Source organism: Rhodococcus sp. 24CO (genome assembly GCF_050586165.1).
In the GTDB taxonomy this organism is placed as follows: Bacteria; Actinomycetota; Actinomycetes; order Mycobacteriales; family Mycobacteriaceae; genus Rhodococcus_F.
The window spans coordinates 1-14,763 of sequence record NZ_JAZFNF010000030.1 but is presented as its reverse complement, the minus strand read 5'-3'; the positions used below and the strand labels follow the sequence as shown (position 1 = coordinate 14,763).

At 61.0% G+C, this 14,763-nt stretch carries 22 protein-coding genes and 1 pseudogene; 8 read left to right on the top strand and 15 right to left on the bottom strand.

Translation table 11 applies throughout. The features are described from left to right. The first annotated feature begins 88 nt into the window (after positions 1 to 88). Together V2B23_RS29920 and V2B23_RS29915 are read left to right on the top strand one after the other, a co-directional pair. Entirely contained in the window at positions 89 to 1,093 is a 1,005-nt protein-coding gene (locus V2B23_RS29920; RefSeq protein WP_430953558.1) for a hypothetical protein, read from the top strand. Positions 1,094 to 1,194: 101 nt separating this feature from the next. Continuing rightward, positions 1,195 to 2,907: a hypothetical protein gene (locus V2B23_RS29915; RefSeq protein WP_430953557.1), complete on the top strand. Its 1,713-nt coding sequence runs from the start codon at positions 1,195 to 1,197 to the stop codon at positions 2,905 to 2,907. A gap of 353 nt (positions 2,908 to 3,260) precedes the next feature. Here the strand turns inward: V2B23_RS29915 and V2B23_RS29910 are convergent, their stop codons facing one another. From V2B23_RS29910 to V2B23_RS29895, 4 genes are all read right to left on the bottom strand, one after another. Continuing rightward, positions 3,261 to 3,668: a hypothetical protein gene (locus tag V2B23_RS29910; RefSeq protein WP_051730819.1), complete on the bottom strand. Its 408-nt coding sequence runs from the start codon at positions 3,666 to 3,668 to the stop codon at positions 3,261 to 3,263. Between the two features lie 382 nt (positions 3,669 to 4,050). After that, complete coding sequence (locus V2B23_RS29905; RefSeq protein ID WP_033237205.1) at positions 4,051 to 4,416, bottom strand: hypothetical protein; 366 nt, start codon at positions 4,414 to 4,416, stop codon at positions 4,051 to 4,053. 59 nt (positions 4,417 to 4,475) lie between these two features. Next, positions 4,476 to 4,703 carry a BldC family transcriptional regulator gene (locus V2B23_RS29900; protein WP_051730820.1) on the bottom strand — a complete coding sequence of 76 codons (228 nt, stop codon included), beginning with the start codon at positions 4,701 to 4,703 and terminating at the stop codon, positions 4,476 to 4,478. Positions 4,704 to 5,318: 615 nt separating this feature from the next. Further along, positions 5,319 to 6,131 carry an SDR family oxidoreductase gene (locus tag V2B23_RS29895; protein WP_019749834.1) on the bottom strand — a complete coding sequence of 271 codons (813 nt, stop codon included), beginning with the start codon at positions 6,129 to 6,131 and terminating at the stop codon, positions 5,319 to 5,321. 11 nt (positions 6,132 to 6,142) lie between these two features. Between V2B23_RS29895 and V2B23_RS29890 the strand changes: the two are divergent. From V2B23_RS29890 to V2B23_RS29875, 4 genes and pseudogenes are all read left to right on the top strand, one after another. Continuing rightward, positions 6,143 to 6,745, top strand: a pseudogene (locus V2B23_RS29890) (cytochrome P450); the annotation flags it as partial. Next, a complete protein-coding gene (locus V2B23_RS29885) occupies positions 6,742 to 6,939 on the top strand; it encodes a ferredoxin (protein WP_007728158.1) in 198 nt (65 codons plus the stop codon). The pseudogene V2B23_RS29890 and the gene V2B23_RS29885, both read left to right, overlap by 4 nt. Further along, positions 6,936 to 7,955, top strand: a complete 1,020-nt coding sequence (locus V2B23_RS29880) for an NAD(P)/FAD-dependent oxidoreductase (RefSeq protein ID WP_430953556.1) — start codon at positions 6,936 to 6,938, stop codon at positions 7,953 to 7,955. Before V2B23_RS29885 ends, V2B23_RS29880 begins: the two co-directional genes overlap by 4 nt. Before the next feature lie 139 nt (positions 7,956 to 8,094). Further along, entirely contained in the window at positions 8,095 to 8,505 is a 411-nt protein-coding gene (locus tag V2B23_RS29875) for a hypothetical protein (protein WP_019749828.1), read from the top strand. A gap of 279 nt (positions 8,506 to 8,784) precedes the next feature. Here V2B23_RS29875 and V2B23_RS29870 read toward each other — a convergent pair whose 3' ends face one another. From V2B23_RS29870 to V2B23_RS29860, 3 genes are all read right to left on the bottom strand, one after another. After that, the gene (locus tag V2B23_RS29870; protein ID WP_430953555.1) at positions 8,785 to 8,943 is read right to left on the bottom strand and encodes a hypothetical protein; all 159 of its coding nucleotides are present in this window, start codon (positions 8,941 to 8,943) and stop codon (positions 8,785 to 8,787) included. A 58-nt stretch (positions 8,944 to 9,001) separates the two neighbouring features. Beyond that, complete coding sequence (locus tag V2B23_RS29865) at positions 9,002 to 9,622, bottom strand: GAF domain-containing protein (protein WP_430953554.1); 621 nt, start codon at positions 9,620 to 9,622, stop codon at positions 9,002 to 9,004. 104 nt (positions 9,623 to 9,726) lie between these two features. After that, positions 9,727 to 9,906, bottom strand: a complete 180-nt coding sequence (locus tag V2B23_RS29860) for a hypothetical protein (protein ID WP_080911123.1) — start codon at positions 9,904 to 9,906, stop codon at positions 9,727 to 9,729. A 205-nt stretch (positions 9,907 to 10,111) separates the two neighbouring features. Here V2B23_RS29860 and V2B23_RS29855 point away from each other — a divergent pair, with 205 nt between their 5' ends. After that, positions 10,112 to 10,567 carry a hypothetical protein gene (locus V2B23_RS29855; protein WP_133053468.1) on the top strand — a complete coding sequence of 152 codons (456 nt, stop codon included), beginning with the start codon at positions 10,112 to 10,114 and terminating at the stop codon, positions 10,565 to 10,567. A 163-nt stretch (positions 10,568 to 10,730) separates the two neighbouring features. On the opposite strand, the gene V2B23_RS29850 is transcribed toward V2B23_RS29855, so the two are convergent. From V2B23_RS29850 to V2B23_RS29840, 3 genes are all read right to left on the bottom strand, one after another. Next, positions 10,731 to 11,084 carry a DUF3349 domain-containing protein gene (locus tag V2B23_RS29850; RefSeq protein ID WP_420911569.1) on the bottom strand — a complete coding sequence of 118 codons (354 nt, stop codon included), beginning with the start codon at positions 11,082 to 11,084 and terminating at the stop codon, positions 10,731 to 10,733. A 314-nt stretch (positions 11,085 to 11,398) separates the two neighbouring features. Next, positions 11,399 to 11,638, bottom strand: coding sequence for a hypothetical protein (locus tag V2B23_RS29845; protein ID WP_430953553.1), 240 nt, complete (start codon positions 11,636 to 11,638; stop codon positions 11,399 to 11,401). A 198-nt stretch (positions 11,639 to 11,836) separates the two neighbouring features. Beyond that, a complete protein-coding gene (locus V2B23_RS29840; RefSeq protein ID WP_125461370.1) occupies positions 11,837 to 12,079 on the bottom strand; it encodes a hypothetical protein in 243 nt (80 codons plus the stop codon). Positions 12,080 to 12,426: 347 nt separating this feature from the next. Here V2B23_RS29840 and V2B23_RS29835 point away from each other — a divergent pair, with 347 nt between their 5' ends. Further along, positions 12,427 to 12,669 carry a hypothetical protein gene (locus V2B23_RS29835; protein ID WP_430953552.1) on the top strand — a complete coding sequence of 81 codons (243 nt, stop codon included), beginning with the start codon at positions 12,427 to 12,429 and terminating at the stop codon, positions 12,667 to 12,669. Positions 12,670 to 12,737: 68 nt separating this feature from the next. Here V2B23_RS29835 and V2B23_RS29830 read toward each other — a convergent pair whose 3' ends face one another. The 5 genes from V2B23_RS29830 to V2B23_RS29810 all read right to left on the bottom strand — a co-directional run bounded on the left by V2B23_RS29830 (position 12,738) and on the right by V2B23_RS29810 (position 14,751). After that, the gene (locus V2B23_RS29830) at positions 12,738 to 12,881 is read right to left on the bottom strand and encodes a hypothetical protein (protein WP_170320444.1); all 144 of its coding nucleotides are present in this window, start codon (positions 12,879 to 12,881) and stop codon (positions 12,738 to 12,740) included. 231 nt (positions 12,882 to 13,112) lie between these two features. Continuing rightward, the gene (locus V2B23_RS29825) at positions 13,113 to 13,277 is read right to left on the bottom strand and encodes a hypothetical protein (RefSeq protein WP_019749824.1); all 165 of its coding nucleotides are present in this window, start codon (positions 13,275 to 13,277) and stop codon (positions 13,113 to 13,115) included. Positions 13,278 to 13,337: 60 nt separating this feature from the next. Continuing rightward, positions 13,338 to 13,589: a hypothetical protein gene (locus V2B23_RS29820; RefSeq protein ID WP_019749823.1), complete on the bottom strand. Its 252-nt coding sequence runs from the start codon at positions 13,587 to 13,589 to the stop codon at positions 13,338 to 13,340. Between the two features lie 320 nt (positions 13,590 to 13,909). Then, entirely contained in the window at positions 13,910 to 14,233 is a 324-nt protein-coding gene (locus tag V2B23_RS29815) for a hypothetical protein (RefSeq protein WP_256922219.1), read from the bottom strand. Between the two features lie 59 nt (positions 14,234 to 14,292). After that, positions 14,293 to 14,751 carry an Hsp20/alpha crystallin family protein gene (locus tag V2B23_RS29810; protein WP_430953551.1) on the bottom strand — a complete coding sequence of 153 codons (459 nt, stop codon included), beginning with the start codon at positions 14,749 to 14,751 and terminating at the stop codon, positions 14,293 to 14,295. Between the last annotated feature and the right edge of the window lie 12 nt (positions 14,752 to 14,763).

Below are 14,763 nucleotides of genomic sequence, written 5' to 3'. Positions count from 1 at the left end.
CAATAATTCCCGTCAGGCTCGCCTGACGGGACTGTCATAATCTCCGTACCAAGCCGAGATCGACGGGCTGCACCGAAGGGAAATTTCCATGGGTAGATTCAAACAAGCGACCCGCAAAAGATCTCAAGCCGACCGCCGGCGCCTTACCGAACCGGACGCGGTCGCAGCTCGCGCAATTGCATCGGCATTTATTCCTGCCCAAGCCCGTGCTTCAGAACGTGCATCCGCCGCAAAGCTTCTGATCCCGTGGCAACGCGCACCAAGCGGAGTTCAACCGGGTAGCTCCGTCGATCTTGACGACAAAGGATTTCCTGCCGCAGTCAGCGACTTCATCGGCACCGAGACTCTCGTACTGCACCATTCCCTCTTCCCCGCGATGAGCGCGGCGGAGAATTTGACGACGGTAGCTCACCTCATCGACCAATGGGAACCAACAGGGAAGATGCGGACAATCTCGATAATCACGCTTTGCCGATCTGCGCTCGAGTCTGCATCCCGCGCCGTGTGGGTGCTCTGCGAGCCAGACCGCGACGAACGCCGCAGCCGGGCGCTGAGGATTACGCGGGAAGAAGTACAACGCCACAAGAAATATGTCACCGAACAGGTAAATCGATTGGACAAAGCCGCTGCGAACTCCGCCAGCGCGCCGATGGCGTTTGAGACACCCGCCTACGTGATCGAGCTCAAGACGCAGAAACGCAACGCAGAATCCGTGATGCAAACACTGATCGATTCCGGGGTCAAAGGCGCACTCACCATGGAACAGACCATCGACGCGGCGGCCGAATGGATCGATGCCAACAGGCTAGTGAAGTCAGGCCGGCCGATGGCCAACCTGACACGCGAAAAATATTCGATCGCATCAGGTATCGCACACGGATCAACCTGGCCGACACGATACCTACTCGGAGCCACCGATCTGACCAGCGTCGTCGCAGACCTGCTCTACGCCTCCCTCACCACTACAGAGGCCGCAATCACCCTCTGGGAAACACACGCCTCAGTAGACCCACGCGTCGGACGGAAATACCCACAACACCTTCGACAAGCCGCACGCCAACTCCACCCACGCTACGCATCGGCGAGTTCCTAGCCCCTGCCTGAGGCGGGATAAATGGAACAACTGCTGGTGGTGCAAGCGCACACATGGTGATTACTTTCTGCGATGACGACTGAAAGGCTATTGAATTGAGCGTGGACTGGGACAAGATCGGGAAGGACGACTTCGAAAGAATCGTCGAGACGCTGCTGACGCGGAAGTGGCAGGGCATTGCGACAGTGACCTGCCCGGACGGGCGGGGCGGTGACGGCGGAATCGACGTCGAAGTTCGACAGAGTGATCGCCGGCGCATCCACCAGTTGAAGTACTTCCCAGACGGATTCTCCGGAGATAAGAAGACAACCCGCCACAAACAGATTCGCAACTCATTCGAACGAGCGACGAAGCTGTCGCCGCCCCCATCCGAGTGGATTCTCGTGATCCCCGCAAAGCTCACTCCTGGCGAACGAACATTCGTTGAGGGATTAGGAGGACCCGACCGGCCGCCCGTCACCATTCTCGACCGTGTGGGATTGGACGTCCTGATTGCCGAGTTTCCGGACGTCTATCGTTACCTCCGGCGCGATCACCTGCGACCTGAAGTCGAGTTGTATCGTCTCGAAACGGAGACGCTCACCGGCAATTCCAAACCGCTCACCCGCCGGATACTGGACCTCGGAGCACAAGCAGACTCCACCGACCTCTTCTGGGCCACCGACTTTTCCCGGGTAGGCGACAAAGTTACCTACACGGTCCGCCCCAAAGACACTGACGCTCATAAGAAAAGCCCCATCACCGTGAGCTTCGACAGCGTCTTCGGCCCTGAACACGACGATGTGCGCAGAAAATTTGAGCAGTCGATGAATTTCGGCGCCTCCGGAGCAATCGTGCTACCGCCGCACGTCGTCAACAACATGGTGATCCGGGGGCCCCAAGCCATTGCCGGTACACCCGGCAATGTCACGGTCCGGATGGAGCCACTCAACGACAACCCTGCGGTCGGCGAGTTCGTTGAGCTTCGCTTCTTCGGCACCGACGGGACACTCAGGTCAGCGCACGAAGGTCGAATCACTTACATCAACCACGGATCAGTCGGCTACTCACTCGAAATCTCGTTCTACGAGCACCTAGAGGTTGAGCTTTTGGCTCCGATCAGCACAGGGGGATCGGGAGAATCCCGTCTCTCGTACAATTTTCACAGAATTCGCCCCAAGGATGCACTAGCTGTTCTCGACCTCCTCGATTCGTTGCGGTCGCCCGGGATCTTCAAGGTCTACATCAAAGACGACTTCCTGGCATCCCATCAACCCAACGGGGAGCCGACCGACCCGGCACTGGAACAAGAACTCGCCGAGATATACGGCATCGCACTCGATCTCAGCGTGGTACAGGAATTCTGCAACCACTCCTTCGCAATTCCGGAAGAAATAACCCCCTGGGAGCGGGTGAACCTGCGCGTCGCGCGGATCATCATCGACGGACACCTCACAGCCTCACCCCGAATCACCAACTGGACTGCGCCTCTGTCCGGCTTGGACTCACCGAAACTACGCACACAGCTCACAGAAAGCGGCCCCGCTCACTTCACGTGGAAGGATTTCACGCTCAAGCTGGGATCCAAGGAACTCGCTCTCGGCGATGCCGGGGTCATCCACGGGTCGGCGAAGGTAGTCAATTCAGAGGAAGCTCTCGCGGCCTTGGACGCCGGCACTGCAAGAGGATTCCGGATCAAATTCGAACCCCAGGAAGATCGATACTTCCTGATCTATCTCCTCGGACAAGGACCAGAACTGAAGGACCGCATGATCGCCAAGTGGACACTGCCCGGCTTCACACAACCCGGAACGGAAAAAACAAACCGCAATTGATCAAATAATGTTGCTGGTAACGCAACACGAGAGGACCAGGACGCAGATCCCGGAAATCGCGGTCGGCGAGCTGTGCTGCAGATTCCCCAATACGTGGCGCGTTCATTCCCCGGGCGTAGTGCTCGAAGCCCTTGAGTGGATCCAGGGCACTCATCACTGCAGACAACGAATCGCCTACGCATTCAAGGCCGGCCCACAACCAGACTCTCGACTGGCATCGCCCACCGAACTAGTTCATTGGGGACGGCGGCAAAATAGCGCGCTGTACCTACTCCTGGAACCAGCTACCGTTGAAATACGGTAACTGGCAAAGGATTATCTGTCTGGGTGCGCACCGGCCTTGCCCGTGCGGTTCAGCCCGTGGTGATGTTGACGACGCACTTGTCGACGGCCTGAACCCGCTCGTCGCCTGCTGAAATCTTCAAGGGTGCATCACTTGCTTTGCTCCAGCTTCCACCGTTTCGTGCGCCACCAGTCGAGGCGTACGCGACATTGCCGTTGATTACCCACACGTCGGAGCGGTTCTTGGTCTTTCCCGCGCCATCGACTGTGGTCGCCCCGTAGAAGGTGAGCGGACCATCGGTGATCACAGTTCCGTTGGTCAACCCATAGCCACTGGTCGATAGTCCGGAGCTAACGAGAGATGTCAGCTCTGCGCTGGCGGGAGCGCAACGAGGATCTGAAGCCGTCTTGGCTGCTGGGTTACCGGCCGATTCCGACGGAACTACCTTCGCGGTGGACGTCGGGGACGTTACGGCCACTGAAGTAGTCGAAATCGCGGTCGACGTCTTGTCACTACTTCCACATGCTGCGAGAAGAAGGGCACAGATGGCTGTGGCCGCGAACACGGCCGAACGAGTAATTTTCACAGGATGATCAAACCAGACTTGCCGGTCGCAAATCTCGTATGTCCTTTACGGTGCCCGGACGGCTTATCCAGTCGTCAAGGGACTGTTAGGTGGCGCGACAAAAGTTAAGCACTGCGAGCAAAGTGATGCCGTTTCGGGCTCACGCACGACCGGCCCGAACATGTCGTGCCCGTCAGGACGAGGACCAAGACCGTCCAGCTGCTGACTCGCTGGGCGGTGGTGCGGTTAGGGTTTCCGATTGGGGCCTGTGAAGCTTTGAACCTGTCAGCCCCTCTCATGCCCACGCGGGACGCCATCGGGGATCAGTTACGACCACCCGAGGTGCCCCCGACGCTGCAATCAGCGCAGCACGGTGACGGCCGTCCACCCAGGAGCCTTCGCTCCCGACAGTCAGCGGCTGAGTGAAGAACTCCTCCCACACACGACAATCCGGGCCGAACAGACCGCTCTGCTCACCGCACCGCACCCAATCGTCGAATTCCCAGTTGGCGGGTCGGACCCTGACCACCAGCACGCTCAGACGAGCAATCAACAACCAGTCAACCCACGGATACCCTTCATACAGTCGCCAGTTGTTCGACTCCACCACCGAACCGGCCACCTTCGGCAGAGTCGAGACCGCCCGAACAACGAAATCCACGAAAGGTTCTCCTCTCCATGACCTACGGCAGTGCCGGGCTCGGAGCCTTGGGCTTGGACTCAGTCAGTTTTCGGGCAACTGAGTGCGCGCAGGAGAGCATGAATTTCCGCGCGGCGGTAACGGCGGTGCCCACCGACAGTCGTAATGTATCCAATTTTTCCTTCGATGGCCCAGCGGCCGACGGTTTTCGGGGTGACGTGGAAAAGCGCAGCGACGTGTCCCGGGGTCAGAAACTCATCGCCGCCGTCGGAGTCGCTGCCTGCAGCTGTCTGGGATTCACTCCCCAACACGCCGGAAGAACCCTCCGACCAAGATAGTGCGGTAGCCTCCTCCACCGTCGGCTCATCACTCGCAGCAGCGGCCGGCGTTGCGGTGCTGACCGTGGAGTCAAAGTCTTCGGCGGCATGACGATATGTGCTCACTGTGATTTAGCTGTTTCTCTCGTGCCGATGATCATTCACCCACTCTGATGAGGGGCAGAAATTGTGCGCGTGGCTGCAGTGGTGAGAGGTCTGATCTTGGGCGCAGAACCATGTTCGAGCCGTGCCGACCAATGCTGGCAGGCCTGGCGAGGATTCGGCGGGCCGTGTCGCCTTGTTGGCCTTAGAGCCACGACATCAGCAGTCAACTGGCCTATATGCACACTAGATCTTTTCTGAAGTGCACGATATCTTTTCTGAAGTGCACGATCGAGCGGTGGGCGGATTATCGGTCAATATACGCGCTCAGATTGTCTGCCTATCGAGCATTGGCCACATTTCGCGCACACGTCAATGTTTCTTTGTCCAGCTCGCCCACCACCGCCAAATCGATACCAGCGTGTAGCGGAAGCAAGGATATCGGAGTGCCGAGGCACCCCCTCCCTCCCAACACGTTTCGTATCGAACAACCAACAGCAGCCCTCAAATCGGACGCCGACTGGGGAGTCCGTATGCCCTGGCCGTCAATGTCTCCATAACTGTGCGTGGGAGCATCCGCTGCGCCAGGAGGACCACGGGTGCATTGCTTCCGACTGCGTAGACTGGGCGTGTGCGTTTTGCCTCGACGGCTTTCAGGACGGTTCTCGCCACGGTGTCTGGCGAAATGCCTTGTCCTTCTTTAGCGTCGAGCTTCGCGATCACAGTTGTGAAGTCGCGTTGATATGGAGAATGCGGTCCGCAGTATTTGGTGCGCCGTGTGGAGAGTCCGGTGTCGATCGAGCCGGGCTCGACGGTAGTGATGTCGATGCCGAACGGTTTCAGTTCGTAACGGGCTGCCGTCGAGAAGGCCTTGATCGCGGCTTTGGTTCCCGCGTACGAAGAGCGGTAGGCCAGGGGGAAGCTCGCCAGCATCGATCCGACGTTGACGACTGTGCCGCGCCCACGCACCCTCATGCCGGGTAGCACGCGCTGGGTCAGTTCCACCGGACCGAAGACGTTGAGCTGAAAAAGACGCCTCACGGCGTCAATGGGCAGCTCTTCGATTGGGCCGCATTGGCTTTCGCCCGCATTGTTGACCAACACGTCGATGTCGATGTGTTGGAGGCCGTTGACGAAAGACTGTATGGATTCGGATTCGGTCAGATCCAGTTCGCGGTACTCGACGCCTGGCAGGGGGTCGGCGATCGCCGAGATATTCCTACTCGTTCCGATCACATGGAATTCTCGTGTGAGTAGTGCTCGGGCGACGGCACGGCCGATGCCTGAAGATGCTCCGGTAACAACTGCAGTTTTCATGTGTGCACCTTTTGGTTCCCGGCAGCATGGGCGAAGACGTTCTCATCGCCGCCGACGAAAACAAGATCGACAAGTCACAGTGTCCTGCCTTGATGATCGATTACCTCGCACCCTCTCTGGACACAACGATCGGCGCAATCTCGGGCGCGCTGAATCTGTTCGCGCAACACCCCGACCAATGGCAGGCCGTTCGCGAGAACCCCGATCTGATCCCGAACGCGGTCAACGAAGTCGTTCGCTTCGAGTCGCCGATCCGCGCGTTCTCCCGCCGAGCGACACGGGACACCGACGTGGGAGGCTCGATGATCCCCGCAGGCGGTCGAGTGCTGGTGGTGTACGCCTCCGCCAACCGAGACCCGCGCGAGTGGCACGATCCGGATTCATTCGACATCACACGCGACGCTGCACGCCAGCTCGGATTCGGCTCCGGAACACACGGCTGCGCAGGCCAAGGCTTGGCCCGTCTCGAAACACAGACCATCTTGCGCATCCTCGCCCGGCGCGTCGCCCGTATCGAACCTGCAGGCAGCGCGGAACGTGCAATCAACAACGTCATTCACCGATACGAGCGGCTTCCCTTGAAGCTGGTCGCAGCAGGAAAGGCACTCTCATGAAGATCAGCGTCGACTGGGACCGCTGCGAAGGCCACGGTATCTGCACCGAACAGGCGCCGAAGGTGTTCAGCCTCGACGACGAAGGCGAACTCTCCTATGCGTACGAAAATACAGACATTCCGGACGAGCTCGCTCCCGGCGCCCGCTCGGCGATCGGCGCCTGCCCCGTTGCCGCGCTGAAAGAGCAACAGTGAGTACCTCCGATCGCCACATCGTCATCGTCGGCGATTCCATTGCAGGATGCACAGCTGCACGCGAACTCCGTGCGCGCGGCCACCTCGGACCCATCACGATGATCGGGGCAGACAGCGACGGCTCCTACGCCCGGCCACCGTTGTCCAAGCACATCCTCAAAGAGGGGGCGAAGGAAGCCGAGGTGTGGGATCTATCGGACCTCGACATCACTGCCATCCGCGGCACCGCGACCGGCCTCGACACCGACCTACAAGCAGTTCTACTCACTGATGGACGCCAAGTTCGCTTCGATGCCCTCATCGTCGCAACCGGAGCTCGAGCCCGCCGTATCGGTGCCCCCACCCAACACGGGGAGTTGGTGTTGCGAACATTCGCCGACGCCCGGGAGCTGGGCACTCGCCTCGACGCGGCCGATTCAGCGATCGTCGTCGGCGCCGGCTTTCTGGGAATGGAAGTCGCCAGTGTATGTGCAGCGCGCGGCATCGCAGTCACCGTGGTAGACGTCGATGCACCGCTCCAACGTATCCTCGGGTCGTTTCTGTCCGGGGCAATCACCGCCCGTGCGCGATCCTCGCCGGTGCAGATAGTGCGCACCGATCGGCCCGTCGAACTGATCGGCGATCCCGTCACCGGAATAGCCCTCTCGGATCGAGAACTACATGCGGATCTCGTCGTGACCTGCGCCGGCGAAATTCCCGACTCGCACTGGCTCGAAAGTTCCGGTGCCGCCGACACACAGGGCGTCGGTATCGACGCCGGTGCGCGACCGCAATACCGAATGTCTTCGCTGCCGGAGACGTCACCCATTTTTGTAGCTCGGTGCCACAGCGCAGGCAACCGTTCTGGTCGAACGCAGTCGCCCAGGGGAAAGTCGCAGCCGCTTCGGCACTGGGTCTCGAACCCACATGCCCTCCGACCGACGACTACTTCTGGACCGAAATCCTGGGACTGTCGATCAAAGTGGTCGGCCCACTCCCCCTCCTGGGTGAGCCGACCGTTCTCGACGGCTCCGTGAACGAAGGATCAGCTTTGCTCCAATGGACGCATCCCAACGGCCGAAAAACGGTGGTGGCATACGGGATCAAAAAATCGGTGGGACTTCTCCGGCGTATCGCACGCGAACAGACAACTCTCTCGAGGTAAGGAACACACAGATGACCTTCGGTTCGACATCGTCCGCCCGCCGCTCAACTCTCGTCCGCCACCTCCCCGAAATTGTGGGTCTGGCTCGTACGGCGATCGGCGTGGCACATATGATCGCGCCCACCCGCGCCAACGACCTCATCGCCGGACCTGACGCGGCACGTGCAACCGTCCGCGCAACGGCTCGAACCTTCGGAATCCGTGAAATCTACATCGGTGGCGGCCTTTTCGCTGCGACTCTGTGCGCCCCGAAAGCAGTTCGAACGCTGCTGCGAGCCGGCGTGGCGGTCGATGTCTGGGATACCGGCGCCTTCGCCATGACAGCCAATCTGCCGCGACGCACTCGAATCGCGGGCTGCGCGATCGCAGGCGGATTCGCGATCGCCGGTACGCTTGCGGAGATTCCGCTCCAGCGTTCCTGAACGAGCGGGATTGACGGGTGCCGAATTGTAAAATGTCGTGTGCGTGCCTTGTCGAAGGATTGGATCACCCTAGACGGAAGTGCGTCTAAAATATGTTGCAGCACAACCTGTTTAAAAACAATCAGCCATATCCGAATCACAGGGCAGGATGGATGGATGGTAATCCTGACCCACAGAGACAGACGTCTGCACCATCTGCACAATACGTCGAAATAGTCATGTGCATAAGGCCGTTGGGAAACCTCGGTAAACGCAGCGGCCCGGGAGAGGCGCCGCCCCCTAGGCCGCGGCGTTGTGCCCGCTGCGATCAGGCTCACTACGAAAACGCGATGCACGGCCGTCCATCTTGCAGGCCTTCCACACCAGGCGCGACCCGCGGTTCATCAGGCCGGCGTCGGTAGCCAGCATGCGGACGTCACCGATGTGGCCGCGCCTCATACCGATATACGCGCACCGTTTCACCCCCGCCGCGCCCTCTCCGTCAGGATCACCGGTGTTATCGGTGTGGCAGACCGACATCGTCTACCATGGGGCCGACCTCCGCGAATATCTCACCAACGAGCGCACGCAGACGCACCATCGCCTCGGCTGTCGAAATCCTTTGGTACGCAGCAAGAATCCCGCACGCAATGTTCACGTTCCCACGCCGGAACACCCCTACATCACTCCCCGACGTCAACGCGTACACCGGAGCGAGTTCGGAGACCACGGCATGAGCGATCGTGTGCGCGTACGAGCGGCACTTCACCTCCTCACTCGGCGCAAGGGAGACCGGCGAACTTCCGTACAACTCGAGCACCCCGAACGGCGACCCTCCACCCCCGAGCGGGTACGCGTAGACGCTCGCCGCACCCAAGCCCAACACCTGGGCCGTGAACAGTGGCCACCGCGCACGGGCCTCACCGCCGGCCATGTCGGCATGCAGCTCCGGGCGATCGAAACGGAAAGCATCCAGACAAGGTCCCTCCCCAAGCGTGAACTGCGTTTCGTCGAGCTCCTCCGCGACACCGTCACTCGCATACACGAGATCGCGTGTCGATTCGGTCGCAAAAACGGCGACACCGACCCCGTCGACCCCCGTCTCGCGGACAAGCTCACTCGCGAGCTGCTTCGTCACCTCGAACGGCTCCGACGGATAACTCGCACGGGGACAGGTCTGTCGACATCGAAGAGGTACCTTCCCTGGCTGCGTACCGCCCATCTCACGTGTGCACATCAACTCTACTGTGGCCGAGCTTCTTTCAAACGCCACACCCCACCCGAGCGCCCCTGCGGCAAGGGCGGCAACACATGGCCGGCGACATCAGTGCTGACCCGGTGCGCGTCACCACAATCACATTCGTAGAAACCGCTGACCGGCGCTTTCTGCCCCGGATGATACGTCTGCTCCGCTGCACTCATGCCCGATTCCTTCCCCAACCGGTATGCGTTCAAACAACCCGTGCCACGCAGTCGGTACCGGTGGAAAGACGAGCAGCGAATCTCACCGACACCCGACTACCGTGCCTCGACCGAGCACAAGAACGCTGCCGCGGAAAAGAACACGAATGTGCACCGATCACCACTTCCGGGTACCCGACGGATTCACCGTCGAAGGAGCCCACTGTTGCCCTCGAACACGCATGTCCAACACTGCGCAGCCCTGATATGCGCCCACCTCACCGACGACACCGAAGGAAGCGAAACCCTGCGCGACACCGCAGAACTCACCTACCGGCAATGGTACGAATCAGCGACCATCCTGTGCGCCACAGTGCTCGACCTGATCGCATTCGAAACCGGCAGCCACCCCTTCACCGCCATCGACAACCACACCCCCGACCGGCACGAAATCTTCCCCGGCCCCAGACACCTACCCGAAGCCACGACAGCCATCATCTACTACGACCTGCACCAACGAGTACCCGAACCCGACGCTGTCGGCGTCAACGTCATCCCCTCCCTGTTCGACATCGCAGTCACCGGAATCGAAGACCTCGCGCACCTGTGGCACCGTTCTCCGATCGAAGTCGCACGATTGCTCACCGTCGCCGCAGCAACCTACGAACGCCAGGTGTGGTGAACAACCGCGACCCCTGTGTCAGCCCGACCGCTGTGTCAGCATCTGTGGGCTGCTGGGTTCACCGAAGCACGCGGCACCCCCACGAACCGGCAACCACCGAAGATGCACCTTCCGATGACGTTGCTCCGTTGGCGCCTTCTGTCGGCGAATGCCTGCAGCACAACTACTTCGGAAGCGTCTCATGGGAAGTCGAATCGACTGCACCATCATCGTCGTCTCCGTCATGCGACTCGGACGTCGCCAACGGCCAATCCACTTCGTCGAGCCGACAAGTAACGCGCTCGATGTCCTCCGCGGACGGTGCTTCACCAATGGCGCCGGCGATCAGCTCACCAACACGCTCGTAGTCGATGTGGCGGTCCGGAGTCTCATGCGCATGCTCGACAGACAGCGCCACCACCTGGTCGATCTCGTCGTCACTGAGCCGGCGGCGCAGGAGGGCCAACACCGCGAAATGATCCTTCTCCGGATTACCCTCCGGGTAACCACTACGAAGCCAGTCCAACACCGCTTTCAACGGGTGACGGACCCACCACCTACTCTCATCGCCGAACAATACGAAAGAGATCCGTCAACACCGAAAGTCGTTCAGCCTCTGAGTCCGCGCGGCGCATCCATCGGGGGCACACCGCTCCTACCGCGCACGCTGGAACTTCGGATCTGCCCCGTCCAGCCGATTAACGCTCCCGAAGGTCAAGGCGCGCAACGACACCCAACGCTATACACAACAGAACCACCAGCACTGCAACATTGATCATCGCGATCTCCCGTCCGGCAATCCTTGCGGGGTTGACCCCTCTTGGGTTGGCCCATCAGCACGGCGAACCAGACTCATACGGCAGCCTGGGCGAGCCTGTCGAGCAGCAACTTCTTCCCGATCTCCGCACCCTTACTGCTCTCGCTCTGCGCCTTGCGGAACAGATCGGCCACCTCGCCGTCCCCGTCACGCTCGGCATCATCGATGTAGGTCTGCATACGCAACGCATTACTCAACGACGCTTCGACGAACCAGATCAAGTTGTAGTCCTTGTCCCGCGTACCCGTCACCGCACCGGATTCCTGCCCACTCATGGCCTTCTCTCCTTCTCGATTCCTGCCGAACTTCCCCTGTCAATGGCCATACCCCGCACAGACGACGTCCATGCCCCACACCGCAAGGGCAGCATCGGCAAATCGTTGACGCACACAGCCCGCACGCCTCAGGGAAAACCCCGCGGCCACCGACAAAACGTGACGTGCACGCCCATCCGCCCTGACGCTGCACCGGTTTCACCACCCGCTGTACCGGGCACCCCACCCTGACGGCGGAACGCTGCACAGGCAACGAGTCGCCGAACAGGGCCCTCCCCGGCAAGCACCAACCGGCAACGGCCCGCGCGCATCCCACACAACGCGAGCCAACGGGATACGCCCGATTCGCCGGCTGCCGTCACCAGCAGCCGGCGAATCGCCCACACCCGGCGAAACGACGACAGCCTCGTAGAAGCCGTGCACCGCGTCGAGATCATCCACCCGAAAAGTCTTCGACCACCACCGGTCACACACCGCTGACCGTGAACACCGCACACGCGCCGCCACCCGCGCGCAAGGCGCAACCGAAACCCGCACGCAAACCGCAACTTCCGTCGCTGGTTCCATCGCCGCCATCCTTCTGCGCACCCCAGAACCCCGAACACGGCGCCCGGTAGCTTGTTGATAGCTACAGGCGGTCGATGCTACCGTCAATCTCGATTGTCGATCATGCACGTACTTCATCAGGTCGGGGCCGAGTGGAGCACCCGAACCGATGCCAGAACACCCGTCCCCGACGACACGCAACACCGCAGGGCCGTCCCCACACTGTCGTGGCGGAGGTTTCCGTGCTCAATAGATTCCGGCGCGAAGCAGCCGTCCTCGCCGCCTACCTCTCCCAATTCGAGACCGACGACACCGAGTACACAGAACACTGCCCCTACGTCGGCATCACCGGCGAGAGCCGGGCCCAAACGCACGCCGACTACCAGCAAGCCTGCCGATGGATCGCCGCCACCGAGTGCACCGACGACGACATCGCCGCCCTCGCCCACATGCGCCGACGCTACTGCTTCCCCACCGAACCCTGACCCACTAATTTCCGTAAGCGGCTACGGACGGCCCCCGCTGCCGCTCCCCCATCGGCCCCAGCGAATATTCAGGACTTTGTACCGGCGGCTTTCGGAACCAGAGTGCCTCGGTCGGCGTACATCGCCTCGATACGAGCCTTGATCTCGGCAGTACTCATCGAACCGCTGCGCACAGCCGGCCGCGAGTTCGAGATCGAAGTCGGGACGTTCATCGGAAAGGTCCTTCACACATTGATGATTGAAGATTCGTAGCAGTACGAGAACGGCGTCAGAGCGCGCGACATGAGCCGGGTGGGGCCCGTCTGATCGTTCGTCAGTAACGGCCAGACGGACCCTGCACGCCCTCGCCCACGGGAAGGACGCACAACTCACTCCGCCAGCCGTGTCGACAATTCCGGATGGGATTACCACCCCCCACAGGCAGACACATTGCTGGCGGCGAACTATGCAGCGTGCAGAATCCGAGAAGAGGCGTCCTCGATACTCCGATTCGGTGTCATCGTCGCCGACGCCGCATCGGCGCTGCCTACTGTGACGACCTGACGCCACCACGCTTCACGTTCCTCGGATTCGGGCCACACCACCACATCGAGGTCATCGACATCCATGCGAGTACTCCTTCATGTCCTTTGACCGCCTGTTACCCCGCCCGCGGTCCTGTAAACCCCTCACGGCGTCGAAGCCGGATCCGGCACAAGCGCCGGACTCGGCACGCCGATCTTCGGGCACCATGTGCCCCGATGCCCACCGGGCGGCAGTTTCGTAGGCAACAACAACCCGCGATGGTCGTAGCGCTGGACATACAACCCCCAACTGCTACCTCCGTTGGCGGCCGTCGCCGCGACGATCGCCTCGTTGTCCGACTCGAAGAACTCTTGGGTGCTCGATCCATCCGCGAACGTGAACTTGTACCGCTCCATCACGCAACCTCGCCGTCAGTCGAAAAAAGCTCGTAGACCGAAATAACTCGTAGACAGTGTGTTCGGGCGAAACTCTGCACGGTGTGCGTTCACGCTGCGCGCCGGGAAAGTTGATTGCCGAGCCGGGTCACACTTCTCGCGCTTTCCGCCGTCCAAGGTCTGTACCCGCTGCTGCTCGGTACTCGCAAAAGACGTCACAGTGTGTGAGCGTCTCGGCAACCACCGCACAAGAACCCACGGACCCTGCCCGCAAGTCCTCACACCCGAGGGTTCCTCGCTGCGCCGTCGAGGGCCGGGCAACGAGGAACCCGCCCACACCCCTAACCTTGCGGAGGGGAGCGTTGGGTAGCCCGGGGCCGCGTCACCGGAGCCCGATACGTATACCGGGACATCATGATCGGCGGGGCCACCAAGCGGGGGTCGAGGGTGCAGCCGGCAATCCGGGTGAGTAACACCCACGCCGCCGGAGTGAGCGCATCGGCGAGAATCTGATCCGAATCTTCCACCACGGCAGCGTATTCCAGTTCGTGCCCGAGGCGGATACCCAGCCTCTCCCACCCCGAGTCACCGTGCCGACCCCTGCCGACTACTTCACACTCATCCTCGGCGATGCGGGCGATCTCGACATCATCGACCCCAGTCATTGTCGCTGCACCCTCTCGAAACATGCTGTTGTGGACTGCGGACTGTTCCGGCGTGCTGTTCACGCATCGATCTGCTTGCTCTCCTGCTTGTGGCTCACCTCCTTGCTGCTCCCACTGCCGTTCCCGGCGCTGCTGATCTCGATCTTGCGGGGCTTGGTCCGCTCCGCGAGCGGGATCGTCAACCTCAGCACCCCAGCGTCGTAGCCGGCATCGATATTCTCGGTGTCGAGGTTCTCGCCCAGAAACAGTTGACGACTGAACACACCCCGCGGACGCTCAGCCGCAATCATCTCCTCCTCCCCGCCACGAACCGGCCGCTCCGCATGCACCGTCAACACGTTCCGGTCCACATCGAGATCGAGCGAACCCGGATCCATGCCGGGAAGATCGAACTCGACGACGAACCGCTCACCTTCCTGCCAGGCATCCATCGGCATCACCGCCGGCTGCGACGCAGTACCCAACAGCTGTCGGGTCAGGCGGTCGAGGTCACGGAAAGGATCGGTGCGCATCAACATTTTCGGTCACCT

Excerpts from the sequence above, each read along its gene's own strand:
- V2B23_RS29885 (WP_007728158.1), top strand. The coding sequence starts at position 6,742 with ATGAAGATCAGCGTCGACTGGGACCGCTGCGAAGGCCACGGTATCTGC.
- V2B23_RS29875 (WP_019749828.1), top strand. The coding sequence starts at position 8,095 with ATGACCTTCGGTTCGACATCGTCCGCCCGCCGCTCAACTCTCGTCCGC.
- V2B23_RS29810 (WP_430953551.1), bottom strand. The coding sequence starts at position 14,751 with ATGTTGATGCGCACCGATCCTTTCCGTGACCTCGACCGCCTGACCCGA.
- V2B23_RS29845 (WP_430953553.1), bottom strand. The coding sequence starts at position 11,638 with ATGAGTGGGCAGGAATCCGGTGCGGTGACGGGTACGCGGGACAAGGAC.
- V2B23_RS29815 (WP_256922219.1), bottom strand. The coding sequence starts at position 14,233 with ATGACTGGGGTCGATGATGTCGAGATCGCCCGCATCGCCGAGGATGAG.
- V2B23_RS29870 (WP_430953555.1), bottom strand. The coding sequence starts at position 8,943 with ATGAGGCGCGGCCACATCGGTGACGTCCGCATGCTGGCTACCGACGCC.
- V2B23_RS29830 (WP_170320444.1), bottom strand. The coding sequence starts at position 12,881 with ATGAACGTCCCGACTTCGATCTCGAACTCGCGGCCGGCTGTGCGCAGC.
- V2B23_RS29860 (WP_080911123.1), bottom strand. The coding sequence starts at position 9,906 with ATGAGTGCAGCGGAGCAGACGTATCATCCGGGGCAGAAAGCGCCGGTC.
- V2B23_RS29895 (WP_019749834.1), bottom strand. The coding sequence starts at position 6,131 with ATGAAAACTGCAGTTGTTACCGGAGCATCTTCAGGCATCGGCCGTGCC.
- V2B23_RS29820 (WP_019749823.1), bottom strand. The coding sequence starts at position 13,589 with ATGGAGCGGTACAAGTTCACGTTCGCGGATGGATCGAGCACCCAAGAG.
- V2B23_RS29920 (WP_430953558.1), top strand. The coding sequence starts at position 89 with ATGGGTAGATTCAAACAAGCGACCCGCAAAAGATCTCAAGCCGACCGC.
- V2B23_RS29825 (WP_019749824.1), bottom strand. The coding sequence starts at position 13,277 with ATGGATGTCGATGACCTCGATGTGGTGGTGTGGCCCGAATCCGAGGAA.